General features: G+C 52.6%; 21 protein-coding genes. 10 read left to right on the top strand and 11 right to left on the bottom strand.

Going from position 1 to position 21,023, the window contains the following annotated elements; all coding sequences use genetic code 11:
- The first annotated feature begins 566 nt into the window (after positions 1–566).
- On the top strand, positions 567–1,424 hold the full coding sequence (locus JJU47_RS10040; protein WP_228618879.1) for a DMT family transporter: 858 nt from the start codon (positions 567–569) through the stop codon (positions 1,422–1,424).
- 53 nt (positions 1,425–1,477) lie between these two features.
- On the opposite strand, the gene JJU47_RS10035 is transcribed toward JJU47_RS10040, so the two are convergent.
- Together JJU47_RS10035 and JJU47_RS10030 are read right to left on the bottom strand one after the other, a co-directional pair.
- Positions 1,478–1,753, bottom strand: a complete 276-nt coding sequence (locus JJU47_RS10035; protein ID WP_228618877.1) for a hypothetical protein — start codon at positions 1,751–1,753, stop codon at positions 1,478–1,480.
- A gap of 13 nt (positions 1,754–1,766) precedes the next feature.
- Positions 1,767–2,273, bottom strand: a complete 507-nt coding sequence (locus JJU47_RS10030; RefSeq protein ID WP_228618875.1) for a hypothetical protein — start codon at positions 2,271–2,273, stop codon at positions 1,767–1,769.
- Positions 2,274–2,376: 103 nt separating this feature from the next.
- On the opposite strand from JJU47_RS10030, the gene JJU47_RS10025 reads away from it, so the two are divergent.
- Positions 2,377–2,862 carry a peptide-methionine (S)-S-oxide reductase gene (locus tag JJU47_RS10025; RefSeq protein ID WP_228618872.1) on the top strand — a complete coding sequence of 162 codons (486 nt, stop codon included), beginning with the start codon at positions 2,377–2,379 and terminating at the stop codon, positions 2,860–2,862.
- A 278-nt stretch (positions 2,863–3,140) separates the two neighbouring features.
- Here JJU47_RS10025 and JJU47_RS10020 read toward each other — a convergent pair whose 3' ends face one another.
- Positions 3,141–3,383, bottom strand: coding sequence for a hypothetical protein (locus JJU47_RS10020; protein ID WP_228618869.1), 243 nt, complete (start codon positions 3,381–3,383; stop codon positions 3,141–3,143).
- A gap of 18 nt (positions 3,384–3,401) precedes the next feature.
- Complete coding sequence (locus JJU47_RS10015; RefSeq protein WP_228618867.1) at positions 3,402–4,034, bottom strand: HNH endonuclease family protein; 633 nt, start codon at positions 4,032–4,034, stop codon at positions 3,402–3,404.
- Between the two features lie 253 nt (positions 4,035–4,287).
- Here JJU47_RS10015 and JJU47_RS10010 point away from each other — a divergent pair, with 253 nt between their 5' ends.
- Together JJU47_RS10010 and JJU47_RS10005 are read left to right on the top strand one after the other, a co-directional pair.
- Positions 4,288–5,481 (top strand): DUF4317 domain-containing protein, encoded by a 1,194-nt coding sequence (locus JJU47_RS10010; RefSeq protein WP_228618864.1) that lies wholly within the window; start codon positions 4,288–4,290, stop codon positions 5,479–5,481.
- Positions 5,482–5,495: 14 nt separating this feature from the next.
- Positions 5,496–5,915, top strand: a complete 420-nt coding sequence (locus JJU47_RS10005) for a hypothetical protein (protein WP_228618862.1) — start codon at positions 5,496–5,498, stop codon at positions 5,913–5,915.
- Between the two features lie 202 nt (positions 5,916–6,117).
- Here JJU47_RS10005 and JJU47_RS10000 read toward each other — a convergent pair whose 3' ends face one another.
- The 3 genes from JJU47_RS10000 to JJU47_RS09990 all read right to left on the bottom strand — a co-directional run bounded on the left by JJU47_RS10000 (position 6,118) and on the right by JJU47_RS09990 (position 9,648).
- Positions 6,118–7,563, bottom strand: a complete 1,446-nt coding sequence (locus JJU47_RS10000) for a DEAD/DEAH box helicase (RefSeq protein ID WP_228618859.1) — start codon at positions 7,561–7,563, stop codon at positions 6,118–6,120.
- A 99-nt stretch (positions 7,564–7,662) separates the two neighbouring features.
- Positions 7,663–8,799, bottom strand: coding sequence for an N-methyl-L-tryptophan oxidase (gene solA / locus JJU47_RS09995; RefSeq protein WP_228618857.1), 1,137 nt, complete (start codon positions 8,797–8,799; stop codon positions 7,663–7,665).
- 75 nt (positions 8,800–8,874) lie between these two features.
- Complete coding sequence (locus tag JJU47_RS09990; RefSeq protein WP_228618854.1) at positions 8,875–9,648, bottom strand: aminoglycoside 6-adenylyltransferase; 774 nt, start codon at positions 9,646–9,648, stop codon at positions 8,875–8,877.
- A gap of 84 nt (positions 9,649–9,732) precedes the next feature.
- On the opposite strand from JJU47_RS09990, the gene JJU47_RS09985 reads away from it, so the two are divergent.
- From JJU47_RS09985 to tnpB, 3 genes are all read left to right on the top strand, one after another.
- Positions 9,733–10,803: an alpha/beta hydrolase gene (locus JJU47_RS09985; protein ID WP_228618852.1), complete on the top strand. Its 1,071-nt coding sequence runs from the start codon at positions 9,733–9,735 to the stop codon at positions 10,801–10,803.
- Positions 10,800–13,574 carry a glycoside hydrolase family 3 C-terminal domain-containing protein gene (locus tag JJU47_RS09980; RefSeq protein ID WP_228618850.1) on the top strand — a complete coding sequence of 925 codons (2,775 nt, stop codon included), beginning with the start codon at positions 10,800–10,802 and terminating at the stop codon, positions 13,572–13,574. Before JJU47_RS09985 ends, JJU47_RS09980 begins: the two co-directional genes overlap by 4 nt.
- A gap of 156 nt (positions 13,575–13,730) precedes the next feature.
- The gene (tnpB, locus tag JJU47_RS09975; RefSeq protein ID WP_228618847.1) at positions 13,731–14,921 is read left to right on the top strand and encodes an IS200/IS605 family element RNA-guided endonuclease TnpB; all 1,191 of its coding nucleotides are present in this window, start codon (positions 13,731–13,733) and stop codon (positions 14,919–14,921) included.
- 53 nt (positions 14,922–14,974) lie between these two features.
- Here the strand turns inward: tnpB and JJU47_RS09970 are convergent, their stop codons facing one another.
- The gene (locus JJU47_RS09970) at positions 14,975–16,006 is read right to left on the bottom strand and encodes a PTS sugar transporter subunit IIC (protein WP_228618845.1); all 1,032 of its coding nucleotides are present in this window, start codon (positions 16,004–16,006) and stop codon (positions 14,975–14,977) included.
- A 253-nt stretch (positions 16,007–16,259) separates the two neighbouring features.
- Here JJU47_RS09970 and JJU47_RS09965 point away from each other — a divergent pair, with 253 nt between their 5' ends.
- Both JJU47_RS09965 and JJU47_RS14630 read left to right on the top strand, forming a co-directional pair.
- Positions 16,260–18,923, top strand: coding sequence for a cation-transporting P-type ATPase (locus JJU47_RS09965; protein ID WP_228618842.1), 2,664 nt, complete (start codon positions 16,260–16,262; stop codon positions 18,921–18,923).
- Between the two features lie 57 nt (positions 18,924–18,980).
- Positions 18,981–19,106: a hypothetical protein gene (locus tag JJU47_RS14630; RefSeq protein ID WP_300997809.1), complete on the top strand. Its 126-nt coding sequence runs from the start codon at positions 18,981–18,983 to the stop codon at positions 19,104–19,106.
- A 40-nt stretch (positions 19,107–19,146) separates the two neighbouring features.
- Here the strand turns inward: JJU47_RS14630 and JJU47_RS09960 are convergent, their stop codons facing one another.
- The 3 genes from JJU47_RS09960 to JJU47_RS09950 form a co-directional block, all read right to left on the bottom strand.
- Positions 19,147–19,416 carry a hypothetical protein gene (locus JJU47_RS09960; protein ID WP_228618840.1) on the bottom strand — a complete coding sequence of 90 codons (270 nt, stop codon included), beginning with the start codon at positions 19,414–19,416 and terminating at the stop codon, positions 19,147–19,149.
- Positions 19,417–19,544: 128 nt separating this feature from the next.
- Complete coding sequence (locus JJU47_RS09955) at positions 19,545–20,177, bottom strand: hypothetical protein (RefSeq protein WP_228618837.1); 633 nt, start codon at positions 20,175–20,177, stop codon at positions 19,545–19,547.
- A gap of 86 nt (positions 20,178–20,263) precedes the next feature.
- A complete protein-coding gene (locus JJU47_RS09950) occupies positions 20,264–20,620 on the bottom strand; it encodes a PilZ domain-containing protein (protein ID WP_228618835.1) in 357 nt (118 codons plus the stop codon).
- A 154-nt stretch (positions 20,621–20,774) separates the two neighbouring features.
- Here JJU47_RS09950 and JJU47_RS09945 point away from each other — a divergent pair, with 154 nt between their 5' ends.
- Positions 20,775–21,023: a hypothetical protein gene (locus JJU47_RS09945; RefSeq protein ID WP_228618832.1), complete on the top strand. Its 249-nt coding sequence runs from the start codon at positions 20,775–20,777 to the stop codon at positions 21,021–21,023.

Raw genomic sequence — 21,023 nt, 5'->3', positions numbered from 1 at the left:
TCCTAACGTTCTTGTGTCGCAACTTAAACGTTAGGGTGAGATTATGATTGCTGGCAAGTCCTTTTTCTTTTCAAAAATAGGAGTGCAGAGTTGTGTACGTTTCCGTTGCACACTTCTGCACTCCTATTTTGCACTACACAGCTCAAATGTCGCATCTAGCAGAGCAAGCGGGAGAATGACTGTCTGCGAACTGAGAACCTGTTCCTAAAAATTTAGAGAAGATCGAGAGGAGGGGTTGATCAGCCAAATCCGGCTAGATCTAGGTTACACTTCCTTCGATACCTACGTATCGTTCTACAACTATGACCGTCTCCAGAAACGACTAAAAGGCTCGAACACTGTTGAATACAAAGCTCAAGCCGCCTAAGTCGGTTTTCATTATTTGCCCTGTCTACTTGACGGGGAACAGTTCATAATTTGAACAAACCTCATTTCGATATGATACGGAGAACCGTACCATAAATAAGAGTGGATGGCCGTGATTTACTTAAGTTGAGTTATAAACGATTTCGTTAGAGGTATAGGTACCTGCACAGAGTCGAATGACGGATGTGGAGGTTACGACTATGCGGAATATCAATTTAGGATTGGTCGCGTTGTCTGCGATATTATGGGGCATCGCTGGAGGGTTGGGCGGCTATCTGATGGACAAAGGGTGGGACCCGCTCATCATATCGTTTTACCGAGGAGGAGTCGGGTTAGTCTGTCTCCTCGTCTGGTTCTTGTTTCGGCCGACACGGTTGAATAAACCGTTGATCCTATGGGCCATCGTCGCAGGGATCGGGGTAGCCGGTAACTTCGTGTTCTATTTCATAAGCATCGCCGAATCAAGTGTCGCCGTGGCCGCCACGTTGATGTACACGGCGCCTATTTTCGTGCTCCTCATATCTTTTATCTTTCGGTTGGAGAAACCTTCAATCTTCAAGTTCATAGCAATCGCGTTCGTGATTGTGGGGATCGTTTTGCTGACGGAAGTGTATAGCATCGATTCAGATCAAGTGACGACGCTCGGACTGGCAGCGGGCTTAGGGGCTGGACTCGCCTATGCGTTATTTATATTTGGCTTTAAATACGCCTCGCAGCACGGGGAACCGCAAGGAATTTTGTTGATCGCGTTTCTCACATTTACGTTCATTATGTTATTTGTCGTAGATTTAAAAGAAACCGTTTCGATCATCTACTCATCAGACGTATGGTGGATGGTCCTATTGGGGGTTTTTGGGGCGGGTCTATCTTTCTTTTTATACGTAGTCGGCTTGAAGCGAACGCCCCCGACCTCGGCTTCGATTATCGCCATGGTCGAACCGGTCACTGCCTCTTTGTTCGGATTCTTGATTCTCAGTCAACAACTCAATATCGTCCAAATGAGCGGCATGGCAATCATCTTATTGACGGTGACTGTCCTGAGCGTGAAACAAAACTGACCGGGCTTAGCAGATCAAGAACAGCGTCAACGCACAAGAAAGGGAAGCTGTGCTTAGCGCAGGCTTCCCTTTCTCGTCGTTTGGTTGCGCGCCCCTCTGAGAAGAAGGGCAGCGAGGATTGTGATTCCGAAAAATGTGTACACGTAGAAGAGCGGCGAACCGGTCGTCACGATGACGACCTCATCTTGCAAGACGACGACGTTGTTCACTTCGGCGATGATGTCAGGCTCATACGTCAGTGTCCGGATGAAGCCGATTCCGAACGTCGCGATGACATAAACGAGATGGAGTGCGGCCGAAATCATGGCGGCACGGGTAAATAGTTTCATAAAAATTTTCCTTTCATTCTTTCACGAGTTGACTATGTGAAAGTTTTTGTTCCATTTGATCATGAAGTTTTTGGCCAAGCGAGATTGGATGCGGAAGGACAGAGAGTTCGGCATAGAGCGGGAACATGCGTCGTACATCATCCGGATAGTAATCTCCTGGACGTGGCGATGCGTGCCCTGAAATCGTGAACGTCTCTGCCTCACGATCGACATAGAGGACGAGCGGGCTCGCCATGCCCGAACCTGGCTCGAAGTGGTCACCTTCTCGCACATATTCTTGAATGAGCGCCCACACGTAAATCTCATTCTTCGTCGTACTCGTGTCGAGAATCTTATACGTCGTATAAACCTCACCACCAAAGTTCGGCGCCATCACTTCGGTCGCCAAATAGTGCTCCACCACGGCTTGGTCGAGCGGGACCGACTGACTCATCGTGACGAACGATTCGCCTGTCGCGATGTAATAGATGCCTGAGACGAGCGAAATCGTATAAAATGTGGTCAAGATGAGTTTTTTCATGTGACATCCTCCCAATTGAACGTAATGCTTCACTTTATTTCATTTTATCTTATTACTTCATAATAGTGGGATTTATTTACTAATTTTAAGAGGGGTTGAAAGGATGCAAACTGTATATATAGCGGGTGGTTGCCTTTGGGGCGTCGAAGCGTTCCTTCAGACGTTGCCCGGTGTCGTCAAAACAGAGGCAGGGCGGGCGAACGGGACGACGGCCACACTCGATGGCGCATACGATGGATATGCCGAGTGCGTCAAAACGACGTTTGACCCAAGCGTGGTCACGATTCATGATCTGATGGAGTATTTGTTTGAAATCATCGACCCGTATAGCGTCAATCGGCAAGGCGAGGACGTCGGAGAGAAGTATCGGACCGGTTTGTATAGTGAGGATGCGAAACATGTAGACGCGGCGCGTGCGTTTATTCAAAACCGAAGCGATGCGGACCGAATCGCGGTCGAAGTGCTGCCGCTCACGAATTACGTGAAGAGTGCGGATGAGCACCAAAACCGGCTGGCGCGTTGCCCGGACGATTATTGTCACATTCCGAAAACGTTGCTTGCGAAATATAAGGGTGCACCACGTAAATAGAACCTTATACGGGTCCGCCGCAGGGAAGCGGCAATGAAAAAATAGACTCAGCTTATGCCATTGTGAGACAGATGATATCGTAGAGAAGTAATCATCACATCACCACGGAGGACCGTTATGTTCACACTCGGCATTGTCGGTGGCGCCAGCTTGCTGTTGGCAGGAATCATGATCGGGGTCATTTTCCTTGTCATTCGTGCCATCATTAAAATGGTGAAGTAAGCACCAAACAAAAAGGAGTCTCGTCACCCAAATGAGGTGTCGAGACTCCTTTACATTTACGCTCGCTCGAGAACGTTTACGAGCAGTTGATGCACGACGGCATGGTCCCGCACATCGTGAAGTTTGTAGTCTTTCCCGGGTAATGTATACCATTCGGCGGCGCCGACATAGGTGATGGCGAGCTCGAGCGTGCCGTCCTCTTGGCACGTCGTCTTCAATTCGAGTTCTCCACTGATGACGCCGACTTCTTCGGTCATGACCCCGTGAGAGGCTTTAAAGATAGATGATTGTTGATCCATAACGAACTCCTTTCTACATCAATAGCTGCAAGCGTTAATGGCCGTTTGAAGCGCGGCTTTCTCTGACGATTGGAGCGTGAGCCCCCAGCGGCTCTTCGTCTCGACCCACATCTTCGCATACGCACAGCGTGCACCGGCACGCGGCGGTTGCCATGTCGATGGGTCTTGGTCACCTTTTGAACGGTTTGACGTGGCTGATACGGCAATCAACTGTGGTCCATTCAAATCGTTGGCGAAGCTTTGGCGCTTCGTCGATGTCCAGCTGCTCGCACCTGAGCGCCACGCTTCAGCGAGCGGGACGACATGGTCGATGTCGATATCGGAAGCGGACGTGAAGACGAGGCCGTCATAATAACTGTACCATCTTCCAGTCGTGACCGGGCAAGTGTCGACGACCGAATCGGCATCTCGCTTCAAGACGACGTGACGGGTGTTACAGCCGTTGCCTTGGCTGCTCCAATGCGGGAACAAATCACGGCTGTAGCCGGTCATCGGCCCTTCTGTTTGAACGGTCAACGCGTTCAGTTTCGTGAGCGCGTCGGCTTTTGATGGGATGTTCGGCGGCAAGGCCGAAGCGGTAGGTGTACTGAAGTGCAGCGTGGTCAAAACGAGAACGATGGCGAATAAAGAACTGAGCATTTTCTTTAACATGGGTGAGCCTCCTCATATGTATGACGACCGAATCGAGCGCATCCAATCGATGGACGCACATCGACTATACATGGGCTACGATGAAGAAAGTGTGAAATTTACAAAAATGAATAGAAAGATTATAAAAGTTAAGATGAGAGACATAATATATGACATCAGACGTCCCGGCTTTAGCACTATACATCCTCGCGTGGACCCGAACTATTGGTATAATGGAGTCGGTTTGTAGGAAAGAACGAAGGAGTGGGGATACATGAATCAAAAAGACATCGCGGCCATCCGCAAACATTTCAAATTGAATGCCGAGGCGGTCAAAATCGCCGACATTTATAATATTTATATTCGACAAGACAGCAATGAGATTTTTCATGAAGAATTGCGCTCATTCCCTTTTTTAGAGCAGGAACACCAAGAGCTGTTCCTCACCAATTTCAAAAAAGTGCTCGGCGGGAAGATGGACGAGAAACTGTTCGAGGTGAAGTTCCAACACCCGGAACCTGGACAAAGCGATCACACACAGACGCTTCTCTACGAGGGATTGAAGACAGACGATATCGAAGGGTGGGCGTCCTTGATGCAACGGGTCGCCTTGAAGATGGTCCAGGACACGACATTCGAGAAAGACATGGTCATCACGTTCATCCGTTTCAAATACAATAAACCGACGCGCCGTCATTCAGAGGAGACCGAGATCGATATGCGCGACGAGGTATGGACGTCCCGGTTCATCCTCTGCAGCATCAACCAAACGGAGCTCCCGAAACAGTCGCTCGTCTTCGACTTCATCGAACGCGAGTTCAAGTCGAACATCTTCATCAATCCGGTCATCAAGCTCGATACACCAATCGGCGGTTTCATGTTCCCGAGCTTCACGGACAACGCGGCGGACGTCAATCACATCTTGTATGCGGCGCAAAAACCGCATCAGCCGGACTACGGCTTCATCGAGAACGTTTTGAACGGCACCGAGATCGTGACGGCCGTCGAGGAGAAGGCGATGTTCGAGGAAGTCGTCAAGACCGTCATCGGCGAAGAAGTCAACTTGGCGACGCTTGCGACGGTGTATGACGAGATCAACCAAATCATCGTCGCCGAGGCCGAACGTGAGGAAGAGGACCAGACGGTTCCGATGATGGACGCCCGTACGGTCGAGATCGTGTTGAAGGCGAGCGGGGTTGAGGACGTGACGACGGAGAAAGTTGAAGCGGCGTTCCAGCAAGTTGTCGATGACCGGCAATACGAGATGAAAGCGAGCAGCGTCATCCCGAAATATACGTCGAAATCGATTAAAATCAACACGAAAGTGGCCAATATCGCCATTAGCCCGCAAGATTTGAAATACGTGAAACAAGTGAACTATAAAGGCAGACCGTGCCTGTTGATCGAAGTGGAGGACGATACGGAGATTGAAGGCTTCAAGTTGATCTCGGAAGAGTTGCTCGACTGATAGGCGGCTGACCGATGCATCCGAACGAGTTGATTGATCATCTGTTGGCAGTACTCGTCGTGACTATCCTTATTTTTTCGGCAATTTGGTTTCGCGGGAGATGGCGTCTCTTGCTGCTTGCTGTCGCGTGTGTCAGTGTAATCGCATACGTCACGTTTTACGTCGCACGGCCTGTGTTGATTGCCGATCGCGTAAAAGAAGACGTGGTCATACTCGAAGCGTATCTCGAAGAAAAATATCCGCAGGAGACGTTCACAATCAAGACAATCCCGTTTCGGACAGAGGGGTATGAGAGTAAAAATCCATACACAATCTATGTGACGTTTTCGAGTGAGCCGGACGCCGAGTATTTTTATCGAGTGACGAATCAAGATGAAGTCACGCAACGAGGATTTAGTTCGACAATTGAAGAGAAAATGAATTTCTTACATTGAGAAGACGTAGGCTCAGGCGCAACGCCTGAGCTTTTTTATGACAATCAAGTGAGGAAGGTTGAATTCATGATGTGTTATCGGTATGATTTCATTGAAAGCGTTCTCTTGACGCTTCCTTTTTTGCATGTTTTCGAAAGCGCTTTCGATTAAATGCTGTCAATAAAAAAGCCCGAGAAAAACGAGTCTTCTCAGGCGCAGTCGTTTATTTATGAGCTTTACTCACTTTTAGCTTTTTCCCTTTGATCGGTGTCGATTCCATCGCTTCTAAAACGAGTGACCCTTTTCCGTTCAAGATGTCGACGTACGTCATCTGATCGGTGATCGTGATGATACCGATGTCGTCGGCCGTGACGCCAGGAATTTTAGCTATTGTCCCGACGAAGTCGACGGCGCGGAGTTTTTTCTTCTTCCCGCCGCTGAAGTGAAGCTTCATGATGTCTTGGTTGATCCGGGCCGTCTTGTTGTTTCGAACGACGCGGCGACCGCTCAACTTCTCTTCGAACGCGGCTTGGTTGCGAGCGACCTCTTTCTCGGTCGGCGCGTCCATCTCCGGAATCTCGAACTTGATGAACGACTCGATGGCGTTGACGAATTTGCCTTCATGCGGCGTCGCAAGCGTGATCGCTTTACCTTGCTTGCCGGCGCGTCCCGTCCGTCCGGTCCGGTGCACGTAACTTTCTTTTTCCATCGGCACGTCATAGTTGATGACGAGGGCGACGTTGTCGACATCGATTCCGCGGGCAGCCACGTCGGTCGCGACGAGATAGCGGAAGTTGCCCATCTTGAACCCGTTCATGACGGCGAAACGATCTTCTTGCTCGAGTCCTCCGTGGAGTCGCTCGCACGAGTAGCCGGCTTGGTCGAGTTCACTGTACACCGTGTCGACGTGTTCTTTCGTCCGGCAGAAGATGAGACAGCTGTCCGGATTCTCGACGACGGTGACGTCTTTTAAGACCGAGATCTTCTCTTCACGGCGGACTTCAATCAAACGATGTTCAATCGTTGAAGCGGTGACACCGGCTGATTCGATCGCAATACGAACAGGTTCGTTCATGTGCTGTTGGCAAAGGCGCTCGATATCGTTCGGGAACGTGGCCGAGAAGACCATCGTCACCCGTTCGCTCGGTAGTTGCTCGAGAATCGCTTCGACGTCGGCGAGGAAGCCGCGGTTCAACATCTCGTCCGCCTCATCGATGATCAAGTACTCGATTTTGTCTAAAGCGAGTGTCTCGCGTTCGATATGGTCCATGACGCGTCCCGGTGTGCCGACGACGATGTGGGTCTTCTGTTTCAACTCTTCACGTTGCTTCGAGAACGGTTCTTTACCGTAGACCGCTGTCGCTTTGATCCGCTTGAAGCGGCCGATGTTCGTCATATCTTCGCGCACTTGGACGGCGAGTTCGCGCGTCGGGGTGAGAATCAAGACTTGCGGCTTGTTCTCGGCCCAATCGATCAGCTCCGTGACCGGGATGCCGAACGCTGCCGTCTTGCCGCTCCCGGTCTGTGCTTTGACGACGAGGTCTTGGCGCTCGAGTGCGAGCGGGATGACTTTCTGTTGGACTTCGGTCGGAGCGACGTACTTCATAATACCGAGTGCGCGTTGGATCTCTTCGCTTAAACGGTAGTCTGCAAATTGTGGTTGATTCATGTGTTTACCTCGTTTTCATGTAAGAAACTTCTGTATTCGAAATTTTCATTAGCGATTTGGATTACGCTTCATTATACACGAAACGAGGCGGTTCGTCGTTCATGCCTGAAAACGAGCTAATCGGAAGCGGGACAAATCGAAAGGTGTCTCACCGTCCAATGTGAGTTCGCTCAATATTTCTCCCATGACGCTGCCGAACTTGAAACCGTGACCCGAGAAGCCGCAAGCGAAGAGCATCGAGTCGTGGTCAGGATGAAAGTCGACGATGAAGTCATGGTCGCTCGACATCGTATACAGGCACGTCTTGCCTTGTTTCAACGGACCGTTCGCTTCCGGCATATAGGTCGACAGGAATCGTCGCAAGTCGCCTTCATCCGTATCGTAGCGACCAAAATTTTGTGTATGTACGTTTGGATCGATTGGCTGCCCGCCATCGGTCCGGCCAACCTTCAACCCGGCACCATCCAGGCTTGGAAAGCCGTAAAACATGCGTTCTCCGTCCTCGACAAAGAAAGAAGGGAACGCCGTGTCGCCGAACAGTGTCTCATCGACATCGAACCAACCGACGACTTTTCTTGTCGGTTGAAGCGGGAGCGAGATGTCCGGGAGGAGCTGTTTCGCCCAAGCCCCGGCCGTGACGATCACCTTTTTTGCGTGGAACATTCCGTCTCGTGTCGCGATGGAGACGCCAGTCGGTATTGGAGTGACGGACACGACCGGCGTGTTCATGGCAAGCGTGGCACCGTTTCGAACGGCAACCTCGCGATACGCCCGAATCGCATTCTCGCTGTAGAGCAGGCCCGACTCCGTCTCGAAACAGCCGATATAATCGTCTGGAATCGACAGCCCGGGCCAACGGTTTATGACGTCCGCAGACGAAAGACGTTGAAGCGACAAGTCATGTTCGTTGGCGGAGGCCATCATCTCGTTCAAGAACGCAGAATCTGTTAGACCTAGACCGAGGACGCCCGTCTTTTGAAAAACCGGATAAGGCGTCTCGCGATCGAGTTCTTCCCACAGAACTTGAGCCCGTTTGACGAGGGCGACGTATTCCCGGCCTTCTCCGTAAGCGTGGCGAATCATTCGCGTATCACCATGATGACTTCCTTTATCATGAGGCGGGTCGAAAGCGTCGATGACGAGCGTGTTGGCACCTCGTGCTGTCAAAAATGAGGCAGCTGCCATTCCCATCGTCCCGGCACCAATCACGGCGACGTCATAGTACATGTCTGTCATTCCACTCATCCCTCTCTGTTTGGGTATTAGTAGAATGGTAGGGAAAAGAAGAAGAATTGTCAATTTTTGTGAGTGTTAGTCATGGAGAAGGAGACGTTCGATCTTTTGATCTAAATGAAATCCCGGATTGTTGTCTAACGTTATGAGAAACAGACGATGGAGCGCTTGTTTCGCCTCCTGAATCGAATTGGCATCGATGGACGATGGGAAAGTTCGTAAATAGTGATTGATGAACTGATGATTTAACGTATGGTAAGCCTTAAACTGATGTACTTTTCGTTCTTCTTTCAAAGCTTGCGACAGCCGAGTCCACTCGCGCATCGTCTCAAGCAAGGCTAAGGCATAAACCAAGTTGTCTCGTTTCAATTCTTTGTCTAATGCTAACGAAGCGTAGATGAATTCGAATTGCACATCGCCTACATCATATTGGACCGGACGCTCGAGGAAACGTGTATGCTCTTCCATCATTTTTTGTTCAAGCTTACCGTCACAATCATATACGACTTTCCAAAGTGGAGAACGTACGGGTAGTTTCTCTAGCGGAGCAATCGAGATATTGAACTCCAGCCGATTATCGAGCAATACGATGAGTAGAAAAATGTCAGACGCAAACTGCTTTTCTTTCACGAGCATCGGCGATAAATCCGTAAAGTATTTGGATAGTGCCTGTTTGATTTCCTCCGGTTCGGCTCCCTTTCGTGCCGCGACCATCAAATCGATGTCGGAGTATTCATCTTGATAACCGATGGCACCCGAACCGATTTGGACGACACCTTGAACGTCGATATTGGCTTGTAGCTGACGAAGCACTTGCTGAAAATGTGTAGTTCGTTCGGTAGTCGTATACATAAGGAGACCTCGTTTCATAAAAGATATATCCTTATTCTACCAATCAATGCGAAACCCTTTTATTAGTTGAAGGAGAATGAAACGATGCATAATTCATATCAACAACTTGTCAACAAACTGCGTACATCACGAAAAGTAGAAAATATAAACGGCGTCGAAACAATCACCAAACCTATCCCGGACACTGACGTCACCGGGGACCTTGACCCACGTGTGCTCGCAGTCATCCGTTCCTACGCCCCGTCCAGCGAACCGCCTACATTTGATTTAGCCGGTGCCCGCGCCAGTATGGGCTGGCCGAATGCGGATGTGACGACGACGGAGATCACGACGGAAGAGATGACGATCCCGAGTGAGACGAGTAAGATTCCGGTCCGCCTCTACCGCCCTGCTTCGACCGAGACGCTGCCGGTGATTCTCTTTTTCCACGGCGGGGGCTTCTTCGGCGGCACGCTCGATACGGTCGAGAACCCATGTAAACTGCTCGCGGAGAAAGCGAACGCACTCGTCGTCTCGGTCGATTACCGGCTTGCACCGGAGCATCCATTCCCAGAGGGGCTAAACGACTGCTTTGCCGCTATCGAATGGGTGTACACACAGGCAGAAGAATTAAACATCGATCGCCATCGAATTGCTGTTGCGGGCGATAGTGCCGGCGGGAACTTGGCGACGGCGTGTTGCCTCATGGACCGGGCGCAAGGGACGAACTGGATCACATTCCAAGCGCTCATTTATCCGGTCGTTAACTTAGGGTCCATTCCGACGGACGACTATGAGTGGGATATCGGGCAATACGAGATTGGACACAACCATGAGCTCATTCGCGGCGTCGTCACGGCACTGGCCGACGCAGAAGGATTTTTCAATGAGCTCTATTTGCAAGGCAAGGCCGATGTGACCGACCCGCTCGTCTCCCCGCTCTTCGCAGAAGACGTCAAAGGCTTGCCGCCGGCTTTGGTCATCACGGCCGAGTACGACTACTTACGGCTCGAGGGAGAGGCATACGCGCGGAAGCTTGCGCGGGACGGTGTAAAAACGAGATGGATTCAATACCAAGGGATGGATCACGCCTTCATGGATAAACTCGGTGACTATCCACAGGCAGAAGATTGCATGACTGAAATCGCAAATGGATTAAAGGAGATGACAAGATGAAGACATACACATTGAACTGGGATACATACAAACAACTGGCACGTACAGCCGTTTCAGAAGGGGCCGTCCTGTTAAAAAACGAGCAGGCGACGCTCCCACTGAAAGCGGGGACGACTGTTTCTGTCTTTGGACGCAGCCAATTCAACTACTACAAGAGCGGCACGGGATCGGGCGGGATGGTCAACGTCTCTCACGTGACGAGTCCGCTCGAGGCGCTCCAAGCGACGGAAGGAATCGATGTGAACCAGTCGCTCCTCGACACGTACGAGGCGTGGGTCGAAACGAACCCGTTCGACCAAGGCGTCGGCTGGGCCGGCGAACCGTGGTCGCAACCGGAAATGGCGGTGACAGATGAACTCGTCGCGAGTGCGGCAGCCGCATCAGACGTCGCGCTCGTCTTCATCGGACGTACGGCTGGGGAAGACCGCGACAACACGGCCGACCCGGGCAGCTATTTGTTGACCGACATCGAACTCGAGTTGATCGAGAAAGTATCGCGGACGTTTTCGAAGACGGCCGTCGTCTTGAACGTCGGGAACATCATCGATATGCGCTGGGCGAACGAACCGAGTGCGATCCTCTACGCGTGGCAAGGCGGACTTGAAGGTGGCACCGGGCTCGTCGATGTACTGACGGGGGCTGTCAGTCCGTCCGGAAAACTGACGGATACGATTGCCCGCTCGATTGACGATTATCCGTCGACGAAAAACTTCGGTCATGCCGACAAAGGCATCTATCAGGAAGACATTTACGTCGGCTATCGCTACTTCGAGACGTTCGCGAAAGACAAAGTGCTTTACCCGTTCGGTTTCGGATTATCGTATACGACGTTCGAAACGGATGTCGTGACGGCGTCTGAAGCGGACCGTATGATTTCAGTGACGGTCGACGTGACGAACACGGGTGAGGTCGACGGGAAAGAAGTCGTACAGCTGTACGTCGAGAAGCCGCAAGGCGTGCTCGGCAATCCGGCTCGAGCGCTCGTCGCCTTCGACAAAACAAGTCTGTTGGCACCAGGTGAGCGGGAGACGCTCACGTTTAACGTGCCGGTCACAGAGTTCGCGAGCTATGACGATTCAGGCGTGACCGGTCACGAATCAAGTTTTGTATTAGAGGCCGGCATGTATCGCCTCTACGCCGGAACCGACGTCCGTTCGGCCGAGGCGTGTTACGACTACGCGGTCGAAGCGCTCGAGGTCATCGAGACACTCAGCGAGAACATGGCACCGGTCACATCGTTTGAGCGCATGAAGCCGCGTGCGACGGAAACCGGCTTGACGGTCGGATACGAGCCGACGCCGCAGCGGAGCATCGACGTCGAGGCGCGATACATGGCTGAACGTCCGGCCGTGCGTGAGACGACAGGCGATACAGGAGTGAAGCTCTCGGACGTCTATGACGGGAAAGCAGAGCTCGAGACGTTCCTCGACCAATTGACGGATGAGGACCTCGCTTGCATCGTCCGTGGCCAAGGCATGAACTCTCCACGCGTGACACCAGGGACGGCTGCTGCGTTCGGCGGGGTGTCGGACCGGTTGGAGGCGTTCGGTATACCAGCCGCCTGTTGTGCGGACGGCCCGTCCGGCATTCGGATGGATATCGGGACGAAAGCGTTCGCGCTTCCGAACGGGACGCTGCTCGCCTCGACGTTCAACACGCAGTTAGTGGAAGACCTGTTCGAAATGACGGGACTTGAGATGCGGAAAAACCGGGTCGACACGCTCCTCGGACCTGGGATGAACATTCACCGCAACCCGCTCAACGGCCGGAACTTCGAGTACTTCTCAGAAGACCCGCACGTGACGGGCAAGATGGCGATCGCCCAATTGAACGGGATGCACCGGGTCGGTGTGACGGGGACGCTCAAGCACTTCAGCGCCAACAACCAAGAAGCCCACCGCCACGACATCGACTCGGTCGTCTCGGAGCGGGCGCTTCGCGAGATTTATTTGAAAGGGTTCGAGATGGCCGTGAAGGAAGGCAAGGCGACGTCGATCATGACGACGTACGGCGCGGTCAACGGAATTTGGACGGCCGGGCTCTATGACCAGAACACGCGCATTCTCCGTGACGAGTGGGGCTTTGAAGGCATCGTCATGACCGACTGGTGGGCGAAAGTGAACGCGCGCGAGGACGAGCCGGCCAACCGTCAAAACACAGCGGCGATGGTGCGCTCACAAAACGACTTGTACATGGTCGTCGACCGCCCGGACACGAACTCGTTCGACGACAACACGGGTGCGGCGCTCGCAGACGGCTCGCTCACGCGCGGCGAACTGCTCCGAAGCGCGGCGAACATTTGCCGTTTCGTCTTGAACGCGCCGGCGATGGAGCGTCTGCTTGGAATCCATGATGGATCGGTCGAAGTGATCGGTCTCGATGAAGAAGAAGGACAAGCGATTGATTTCGATGTGACGTATCAACATCTCGCGAACGGGGAGAGCGTCAGCCTTCTCGATGCGGACACGTCGACAGGCAACACACACGTCTTCGCTGTGTCGGTCGATGAAACGGGTACGTACGACGTGACGATCACGGCAAAATCGGACGCGGGCGAACTCGCTCAGATGCCGGTGACACTGTTCGCCAATAACATCCCAGGTCCGACGTTCACATTCAACGGAACGGACGGGGAATGGGTGACGCAGACGAAGCAAGTGTTCTTCTTGAACCAACACAACTACTTGCAGCTTTATTTCGCACTCGGTGGCCTCGACGTGAAAGACATCACGTTCACGCTCGCCGACTCGTTCAGCATGAAAAACGGATAACGAACGAAGCGCCGTCTCGAGAAGAGGCGGCGCTTTTTATCAAAATTAGGCGAGCATACGCCCACTTCTAAACGTCGTGGGCGAAGCCCCAGTGGAAGTGGGCGATGAATCGCCAACCTCTCTGCTGGGTATAAATACCTAAAGGGGGTGGACATCATGTTGAAGCATAAGGCGTATCAATTCAGGATCTATCCGACAACGGAACAGGAGATCCTGATCGCCAAGACGATCGGCTGTTCACGCTTCGTCTTCAACCACTTCTTGGCGAAGTGGGAAGAAACCTACAAGGTGACCGGAAAAGGACTGTCCTACGGCTCTTGTTCGAAAGAAATCCCTTTGTTGAAGCAACAATTCGACTGGTTGAAGGAAGTGGACAGCACGTCTGTGCAAAACAGCGTCAAACATCTGGCCGAGGCGTACGACCGCTTCTTCAAGGGGCATGCCGAACGTCCACGGTTCAAGTCGAAGCGGAACCCCGTCCAATCCTACACGACGAACGTCCAAGGCAAGTGCCAACTTCCCGAGGTGTCGATCGTCGGGAACCGGCTCAAACTCCCGAAGCTGAAGTGGGTCCGGTTCGCGAACTCGCGGAGGGTCGAGGGCCGCATCTTGAACGCCACGATCCGACGTAACGCGACGGGCAAGTACTTCGTCTCCCTGTGTGTCGAGCAGGAGATCGACGAGCTGCCGAAGACCGGCTCCACGATCGGCGTCGACGTCGGGCTCAAGCACTTCGCCGTCCTGTCCGACGGCACGGTGTACCAAAACGATCGATACTTCCGTTCGCTCGAGAAGAGGCTGGCGCGCGAGCAGCGCAAGCTCTCCCGTCGTCGGCTCATCGCCCTGAACCGGAACATCAAGCTGTCGGAGGCCAAGAACTATCAGAAGCAGAAGCGCAAGGTCGCCCGCATCCATGAGAAAATCGGCAACAAGCGTACCGACTCCCTGCACAAGGTATCGACCGAGATCGTCAAAAACCACGACGTCATCGGCATCGAGACGCTGGAGGTGAAGGACATGCAGCAGGACCGCACGCTCAGCAAAGCGATCTCCGATGTCAGTTGGTCGGCGTTCTTCCGCATGCTCGCATACAAGGCGGACTGGTACGGGAAGACCGTCGTGAAGGTCGGGAAGACCTTCGCCTCGAGCCAGCTCTGTTCGGGTTGCGGCCATCGACACAAGGACGTGAAGCATCTTGGTCTGCGTGAGTGGACATGCCCGAATTGCGGGGTCCATCATGACCGAGATATCAACGCGGGGATGAACTTGAAATTAGAAGCTGAACGTATCTTGGCTTCTTCAACCGTCGGGACGACGGGGCTAGCCTGGCCAGGTTCCGGTCGTTAGACCGGATGACCCAGGAATCCTCCACCTCTTAGCGAAGCGGAGGTGGAGGTAGTTCAAGCGGCATCTTCTGTTTCAATTTGTTTCTCACTTTCGGAGACGATCGGGAAGTTTTTGAACAGCTTGCTCCCGACGAGTCCGGCGACAATCCCGATACTGAAGACGATGACGGCTGTCACCGTGACGGTTTGCCAATCATTGAACCCGTACATAACGAGCAGTCCCGGCACTCCTGCGGCAGAACCGGGCGCGTTGTTGACCATGCCGGTCATCGCGACGACGAGTCCGGCGGCGGCGCCCCCGACGAAGTTTACGCTATAAATCGGGATCGGGTTGGCCGAGATGAGGTCAGCTTGCGTGAGCGGCTCGATTGCGACCGACAGCTGATCTTTCTTCGTCCCGATGTTCAAACGCTTGAACAACAAGAAGTTCATCGAAATCGATGCCGTCAATGCGAGAGCGGCGATTGCCATCGGCACGCCAGTCAGACCGAGCATCGCCGTCAGCGCCATCGAACTGAGCGGCGAGGTCGAGACGACCGTGACGATTCCGCCTAGGACGAGGCCCATGACGATCGGGTTTTGAGTGGCCGCAAGTTCAATGACCGCCCCGATTTGAGCGAGCGTGTTCGAGACGAGCGGGTCGACCCCGATGGCGACGAGTCGGGCGAGCGGCGCCATGATGATGACATAAAAGATCATGTCGACACCGGCCGGTAAATGTTTGTCGAGGCGACGTCCGAGAAGACCGAGGATATAACCGGCAAAGAAGCCTGGTAAAATCCCGAAGCCGGATACAGAAAGCCCAAGCATGAGCGCATAAACCGGATTGATCCCGAGCGCGATCGCGACGAGGGCAGCCGCTGCTGGTCCCGAGAGCGAACCTGCCGCTTGACCGACTTGCTCATAGAGTGGCAACGGCAACAGCCCGCCGATCGCATAGGCGTTGAACGCCTCGACTAGAAAACTGGCGATGGCGGCACCGGCGAGGGCGCCCATCGCTTTCATGCCGAACGGAGCTTTGTAGCTGAATAATGTGAACAGCGCAAGAATCAACAGTAAAAGTGCGATACCTTGAACGATAACCATGGTGTGTACCTCTTTCTCTCTGTTTGTATTTCTTCTATATTTAATCATTCGGCCGTTCCTGTAAAGCCATTTCAACGAACTGACATGAGAAAGTTTGATGATAACGTTTCCATTCAGTTGATTGGAAAATTGTAGGCGTCTATTTGTGAAGATGTGCTGAAAAAAGATGTGAAAATGTGTCAGTACGTGTCGGAGTGGGAAACAGGAAGTAGAAGTACATTTAGATAGATGCAATTGAGGAGGAGAAGCAGAGATGGAGATCGAGAATAAGCACTGGCATGCCCTCGAACCAGAAGCGGTGAGGGAGAGTCTCGAAACTGATGTTGAACATGGCCTATCGAAAAGCGAAGTATCGAGCCGCCAAGAGCAATATGGGAAGAACGTGTTGCCCGAGAAGGAGAAGACGCCTGAAATCATCAAATTTTTAAGACAGTTCAATGACGTCCTCGTCTACGTCCTACTCGGTGCGGCCGTCGTGACCGGTGTACTCGGGGAGTATATCGATACGATCGTCATCTTGCTCGTCGTCACGATTATCGCCGTCGTGGGTTACCTTCAAGAGAACAAAGCCGAACAGGCGCTCGAAGGGATCAAAAAGTTGCTCGAAACGAAAGCGAGCGTCGTCCGGGACGGCAAACAAATCCAAGTGGACTCGAGCGACCTCGTCGTCGGGGACGTGATGGTGCTCGCAGCCGGAGATAAAGTACCGGCCGATGCCCGCGTCATCCAAGCAGAAAAGTTCAAAGTCGAAGAGTCGGCACTGACCGGTGAAGCGACGACGGTCGAGAAGAAAATTCAAGTCGTGCCGGAAGATGCCGTGCTCGGAGACCGGAAGAACATGATCTATTCGGGTACGAGTGTCGCGACAGGAAGCGCGAAAGCGCTCGTCACCTCGATCGGGGAAGGAACAGAACTTGGAAAAATCAACGCCTCGATTGCAGAAGTCGAGACCGTCAAAACACCGCTCATCCGTCAAACGACGAAGTTCGGGCAAACTGTTTCAATCGCGATTCTCGTCATCTCGATTGCGATTTATGCGTTCGGGTATTTCTTCCGTGACTATGACCCGATCGAGCTAATGCTGACGACGATCGGTCTTGCCGTCGCGGCAATCCCGGAAGGACTTCCAGCCGTTATTTCCATCATCCTCGCGCTCGGTGTCCGGAATATGGCCGAGAAGAAAGCGATCGTCCGCAGTCTGCCGTCAGTTGAGACGTTAGGCGCGGTCTCGGTCATCTGCACCGACAAAACAGGGACTCTCACAAAAAATGAGATGACTGTCAAACAAGTCGTCACGGCCAATCATGACATCGAAGTGTCCGGAAGCGGGTACGCCCCGGATGGTGACCTTGAGATTAACGGCCAGCCGTTTGACCTAGACGATGATGAGTCGATGATTGATTTGCTCACCGTCGGGAAGACGTGTAATGACGCCCAGCTCTATCAAGAGGAAGGCAAATGGGTCGTCAACGGTGATCCGACCGAGGCGTGCCTCTTAACTCTCGCAGAAAAAGCGGAACAACCGATCGAACGGTTGAAAGTCATCTCGAAAATTCCGTTTGACTCGGAGTACAAATACATGGCCACCCTCGTCGACTATAAAGACGAGCGGATGATTTTCATTAAAGGAGCACCGGATCGTCTGTTCGACATGGCGGAGAACGGTGACTTTGACCGGTCATATTGGGATGAGAAACGAAAAGAAATCGCCGACCGCGGTCAACGCGTGCTCGGAGGCGGGTTCAAGCGCGTCGATCGTTCGAAAGAGTCGGTCGACCATGAAGACGTCGAAGATGGCGTCACGTTCCTTGGGCTGTACGGAATTGTCGATCCGCCGCGTCCTGAGGCGATCGAAGCGGTCGCAGCTTGTCGAGACGCCGGTATTCGGATCAAGATGATCACTGGTGACCATAAAGATACAGCCGTTGCCATCGCCCGTGAACTCGGTATGGAAGTGGAAGGGGCGCTCGAAGGGAAAGAGTTGACGAACATGTCCGACGAAGAGATCAAAGAAGCTTCGATTCACAACGACGTGTTTGCGCGGACAAGCCCGCACGATAAACTCCGACTCGTCAAAGGGCTGCAACAGAACGGTCTGATCACATCGATGACCGGTGACGGGGTGAATGACGCTCCGGCGTTGAAACGAGCCGACATTGGCGTCGCGATGGGGATCAAAGGGACGGAAGTCGCGAAAGAAGCCTCGCAGATGGTACTCGTCGATGACAATTTCAAGACGATCTACAACGCCGTCCGAGAAGGACGCCGCGTCTATGACAACTTGAAAAAGACGATTTTGTTCCTCCTTCCGACGAACGGGGGACAAGCACTCCTCGTCGCGATGAGTATCCTGCTCGGGGCGGCCGCCCCGCTCAGTCCGGTACAAATCCTTTGGGTCAACATGGTCGTCGCCATCACATTGTCACTCGCGATCGCGTTCGAACCGCTCGAAGAGAGAACGATGAAACGGCCGCCGCGCCCGGCGAACGTACCGCTCTTGAGTAAGTATTACGTTTTCCGCATCATCTTCGTATCGATCTTGATCGGTGGCGGAAGTCTTGCTATCAACTATCTGCTCGCCGATTATGACTTCTCGACGGCGAAGTTGCAGACGATCACGCTCAATACGATCGTTATGGCGCAACTGTTCCACTTATACAACTGCCGGACGGAACTGGCGCCGGCGTTCAACCGTCACTTCTTTGATAACAAGATCGCGTTCCTCGTCTCGGGACTTTTGATCGCACTACAGTTGTTCATCACGTACGTGCCGTTCATGCATACGTTGTTCGGGACGGCGGCCCTCGACCTCGGGGACTGGCTCTATCCGGTCGTCTTCGGTCTCATCGTCTTTGTGATCGTCGAAATCGAGAAGGCCATCTCACGCCGTGTCATCGGCGATAAGAACATCCACTGACGTTTCAAGTTTTTTAAAACGTGGAAACAAACAACTATCGCAAAGGAGGGTTGCTTCATGAAACGTGACGAATCACAACCAGGGGTCCACCCAGATCCAGAGCCAGACGAACAATCAGACCCCGCTAAAAAACCGGCTCCGACACAACACCCTGACCCGGACCCGGACGACGATAACGAATAAAAAAGGAGAGGGCCTTTGATTAGGTCCTCTCCTTTCGCATTCATTTTTTCTTGACGACTTTGAATTCATTCAATCGGTCGAACTCTTTTTCGTTGAAGTACTCGACGATCACAAAGTCCCCGACCGGGCATTCCCAGCGGTCTTTTGCGACTTGACACTCTTTGAGCGTCACGTTCTCTTCATACATATCGAGTTCGAGCATCTCTTTCAAGAACTGATCGACTCGCTTCTCTGGTACTTTGTGATATTCACTGAGGATGACTTCCTCTTGTTTGTCGTTCGTGTGTGTCATGACTTTAAAAAAACGCATGATCTCCTACCTACTTTCTGTTGCGGTCGTATTAGACGTTGAAGTCTCAACACCCATCATACCTCAATCGTTGCGATGAAGATACACGAACGCCCTATCGTCACCGAGTAGGTGCGACAGGGCGTTGATTAAGCATGTCTGGTACGCTGCGGCGGTGCTTCATTGAACGGTTGTTTGTGGCGGATGATGAGCCAGAACAAAAGTCCAAATAGCGGGATATAAGGAAGTGGCCACAAACTCATCTTGTATCGCTTTGCATCTCGGTTCATGAGCGTGATTTGAATGAACGCGAGCAAGAAGAAGTCGACGGTCATCGTCCGGACGAACTGGTTCTGCTCGACATATGACCAATACGTCCCGACGTCCCCTGTCGTTGCGGCCGCAATGAAGAGACCGATCGTGACGAGGAGCAAGGCGACACCGAGCAGTCGCGTCGGCAACGGTTTGATTGGCGTCGGATAAGGGGCTTGGCGGGCGAACGCCAAGTAAGGTGCGATGATAAATCCGCCGACGACGAACCCGGTCGCAGCGGGCAAGAGCGGATTCGGTCGCAGCTGGTTCACTTCAGACCATAACAGCGGGAACAAGGCGAGGGGATACACGCCCAGGATGCTGAACAAAGACAAAGAGTAGCCTTCGTACGCTTCCGTGTTATACGTTAAAAAATCGAGCAGAAAGCGGCTCGAGAAGGGTTCGTTCGGACCGAGGAGCGCGATGGCGATAGCAACGGCCCAAGGGATCAATAAAAATTTTCTAGTCATGCCGACACCTCACGTCAAGTTCTGTTTCAACTAGTATACCCTGTTTTCGGATAACGAAAAATGAGAAAGTGTCCGGGGACACGTTCTCATTTATTCTCGCGGGCGTATGATTTGATCATCGTGACGAGCTGTTGTGTCTCGTCAGAGGTCGTTTCAAGTAAAATACCGTAGTCGTACATGCTGCCCATTTGACTGCGATGCCGGACGTGCCCGGTCACTTCGATCGCTTGCAACATCGGCACGAGTTCGAGAACGACTTTTACTTTCAAACCATCGGACAAAGGAAATAAATAATCGCATCGCAGCTTCAAGCCGTGGGCGCTAATGTTCAACAGCATGCCTTCTCCATCATGAAGTTCTTTGTCTTCCCAAACGAGGCGATACGGAACAAATCGAGGGTTCGGTAAGATGTAACGGAATGTCTCTTGGCGTCGATAACGCATCGGTTCACCTCATTTCTCTACTAGCATTATCGGTTCGATTTTAAGGAAAGTGAAGCGGGAATCCCCGTAAAGTGATCCGGACGCGGTTTACAGAAACGGAAGCGCTTTCTATAATGGGAGTACACAGGATGTGTTGGTGAAGGAGGGGGACCACATGAACGTCAAAGACTTACTCCGACGCTATTCGATCGACGAACCGATCATTTATGCGAAGAACTTACACGGGCAGTGGATCAAGCTCGAACAGTTGCCGCCCTACACCATACTAGAAGTCGAAGCGACAGAAGAGGCCATCGAAGCGTTGGCGATTGACGCGTACATGGCGCTCACCGTTTGTCGCGAGACGTCGTCGCTCGAAGATGCGAGACCGTATGCCGTTCGTCTGCATATCAAGGCTAAATAA

The sequence above is a fragment of the Exiguobacterium sp. genome (assembly GCF_020832205.1).
Lineage (GTDB): Bacteria > Bacillota > Bacilli > Exiguobacteriales > Exiguobacteriaceae > Exiguobacterium.
The sequence above is the reverse complement of the archived record's forward strand: the minus strand, read 5'-3'. Positions and strand labels throughout refer to the sequence as shown.

Bases quoted from the DNA above. Each gene is read 5' to 3' on its own strand.
- JJU47_RS10040 (WP_228618879.1), top strand. From the start codon at position 567: ATGCGGAATATCAATTTAGGATTGGTCGCGTTGTCTGCGATATTATGG.
- JJU47_RS10035 (WP_228618877.1), bottom strand. From the start codon at position 1,753: ATGAAACTATTTACCCGTGCCGCCATGATTTCGGCCGCACTCCATCTC.
- JJU47_RS10030 (WP_228618875.1), bottom strand. From the start codon at position 2,273: ATGAAAAAACTCATCTTGACCACATTTTATACGATTTCGCTCGTCTCA.
- JJU47_RS10025 (WP_228618872.1), top strand. From the start codon at position 2,377: ATGCAAACTGTATATATAGCGGGTGGTTGCCTTTGGGGCGTCGAAGCG.
- JJU47_RS10020 (WP_228618869.1), bottom strand. From the start codon at position 3,383: ATGGATCAACAATCATCTATCTTTAAAGCCTCTCACGGGGTCATGACC.
- JJU47_RS10015 (WP_228618867.1), bottom strand. From the start codon at position 4,034: ATGTTAAAGAAAATGCTCAGTTCTTTATTCGCCATCGTTCTCGTTTTG.
- JJU47_RS10010 (WP_228618864.1), top strand. From the start codon at position 4,288: ATGAATCAAAAAGACATCGCGGCCATCCGCAAACATTTCAAATTGAAT.
- JJU47_RS10005 (WP_228618862.1), top strand. From the start codon at position 5,496: ATGCATCCGAACGAGTTGATTGATCATCTGTTGGCAGTACTCGTCGTG.
- JJU47_RS10000 (WP_228618859.1), bottom strand. From the start codon at position 7,563: ATGAATCAACCACAATTTGCAGACTACCGTTTAAGCGAAGAGATCCAA.
- solA (WP_228618857.1), bottom strand. From the start codon at position 8,799: ATGACAGACATGTACTATGACGTCGCCGTGATTGGTGCCGGGACGATG.
- JJU47_RS09990 (WP_228618854.1), bottom strand. From the start codon at position 9,648: ATGTATACGACTACCGAACGAACTACACATTTTCAGCAAGTGCTTCGT.
- JJU47_RS09985 (WP_228618852.1), top strand. From the start codon at position 9,733: ATGCATAATTCATATCAACAACTTGTCAACAAACTGCGTACATCACGA.
- JJU47_RS09980 (WP_228618850.1), top strand. From the start codon at position 10,800: ATGAAGACATACACATTGAACTGGGATACATACAAACAACTGGCACGT.
- tnpB (WP_228618847.1), top strand. From the start codon at position 13,731: ATGTTGAAGCATAAGGCGTATCAATTCAGGATCTATCCGACAACGGAA.
- JJU47_RS09970 (WP_228618845.1), bottom strand. From the start codon at position 16,006: ATGGTTATCGTTCAAGGTATCGCACTTTTACTGTTGATTCTTGCGCTG.
- JJU47_RS09965 (WP_228618842.1), top strand. From the start codon at position 16,260: ATGGAGATCGAGAATAAGCACTGGCATGCCCTCGAACCAGAAGCGGTG.
- JJU47_RS14630 (WP_300997809.1), top strand. From the start codon at position 18,981: ATGAAACGTGACGAATCACAACCAGGGGTCCACCCAGATCCAGAGCCA.
- JJU47_RS09960 (WP_228618840.1), bottom strand. From the start codon at position 19,416: ATGCGTTTTTTTAAAGTCATGACACACACGAACGACAAACAAGAGGAA.
- JJU47_RS09955 (WP_228618837.1), bottom strand. From the start codon at position 20,177: ATGACTAGAAAATTTTTATTGATCCCTTGGGCCGTTGCTATCGCCATC.
- JJU47_RS09950 (WP_228618835.1), bottom strand. From the start codon at position 20,620: ATGCGTTATCGACGCCAAGAGACATTCCGTTACATCTTACCGAACCCT.
- JJU47_RS09945 (WP_228618832.1), top strand. From the start codon at position 20,775: ATGAACGTCAAAGACTTACTCCGACGCTATTCGATCGACGAACCGATC.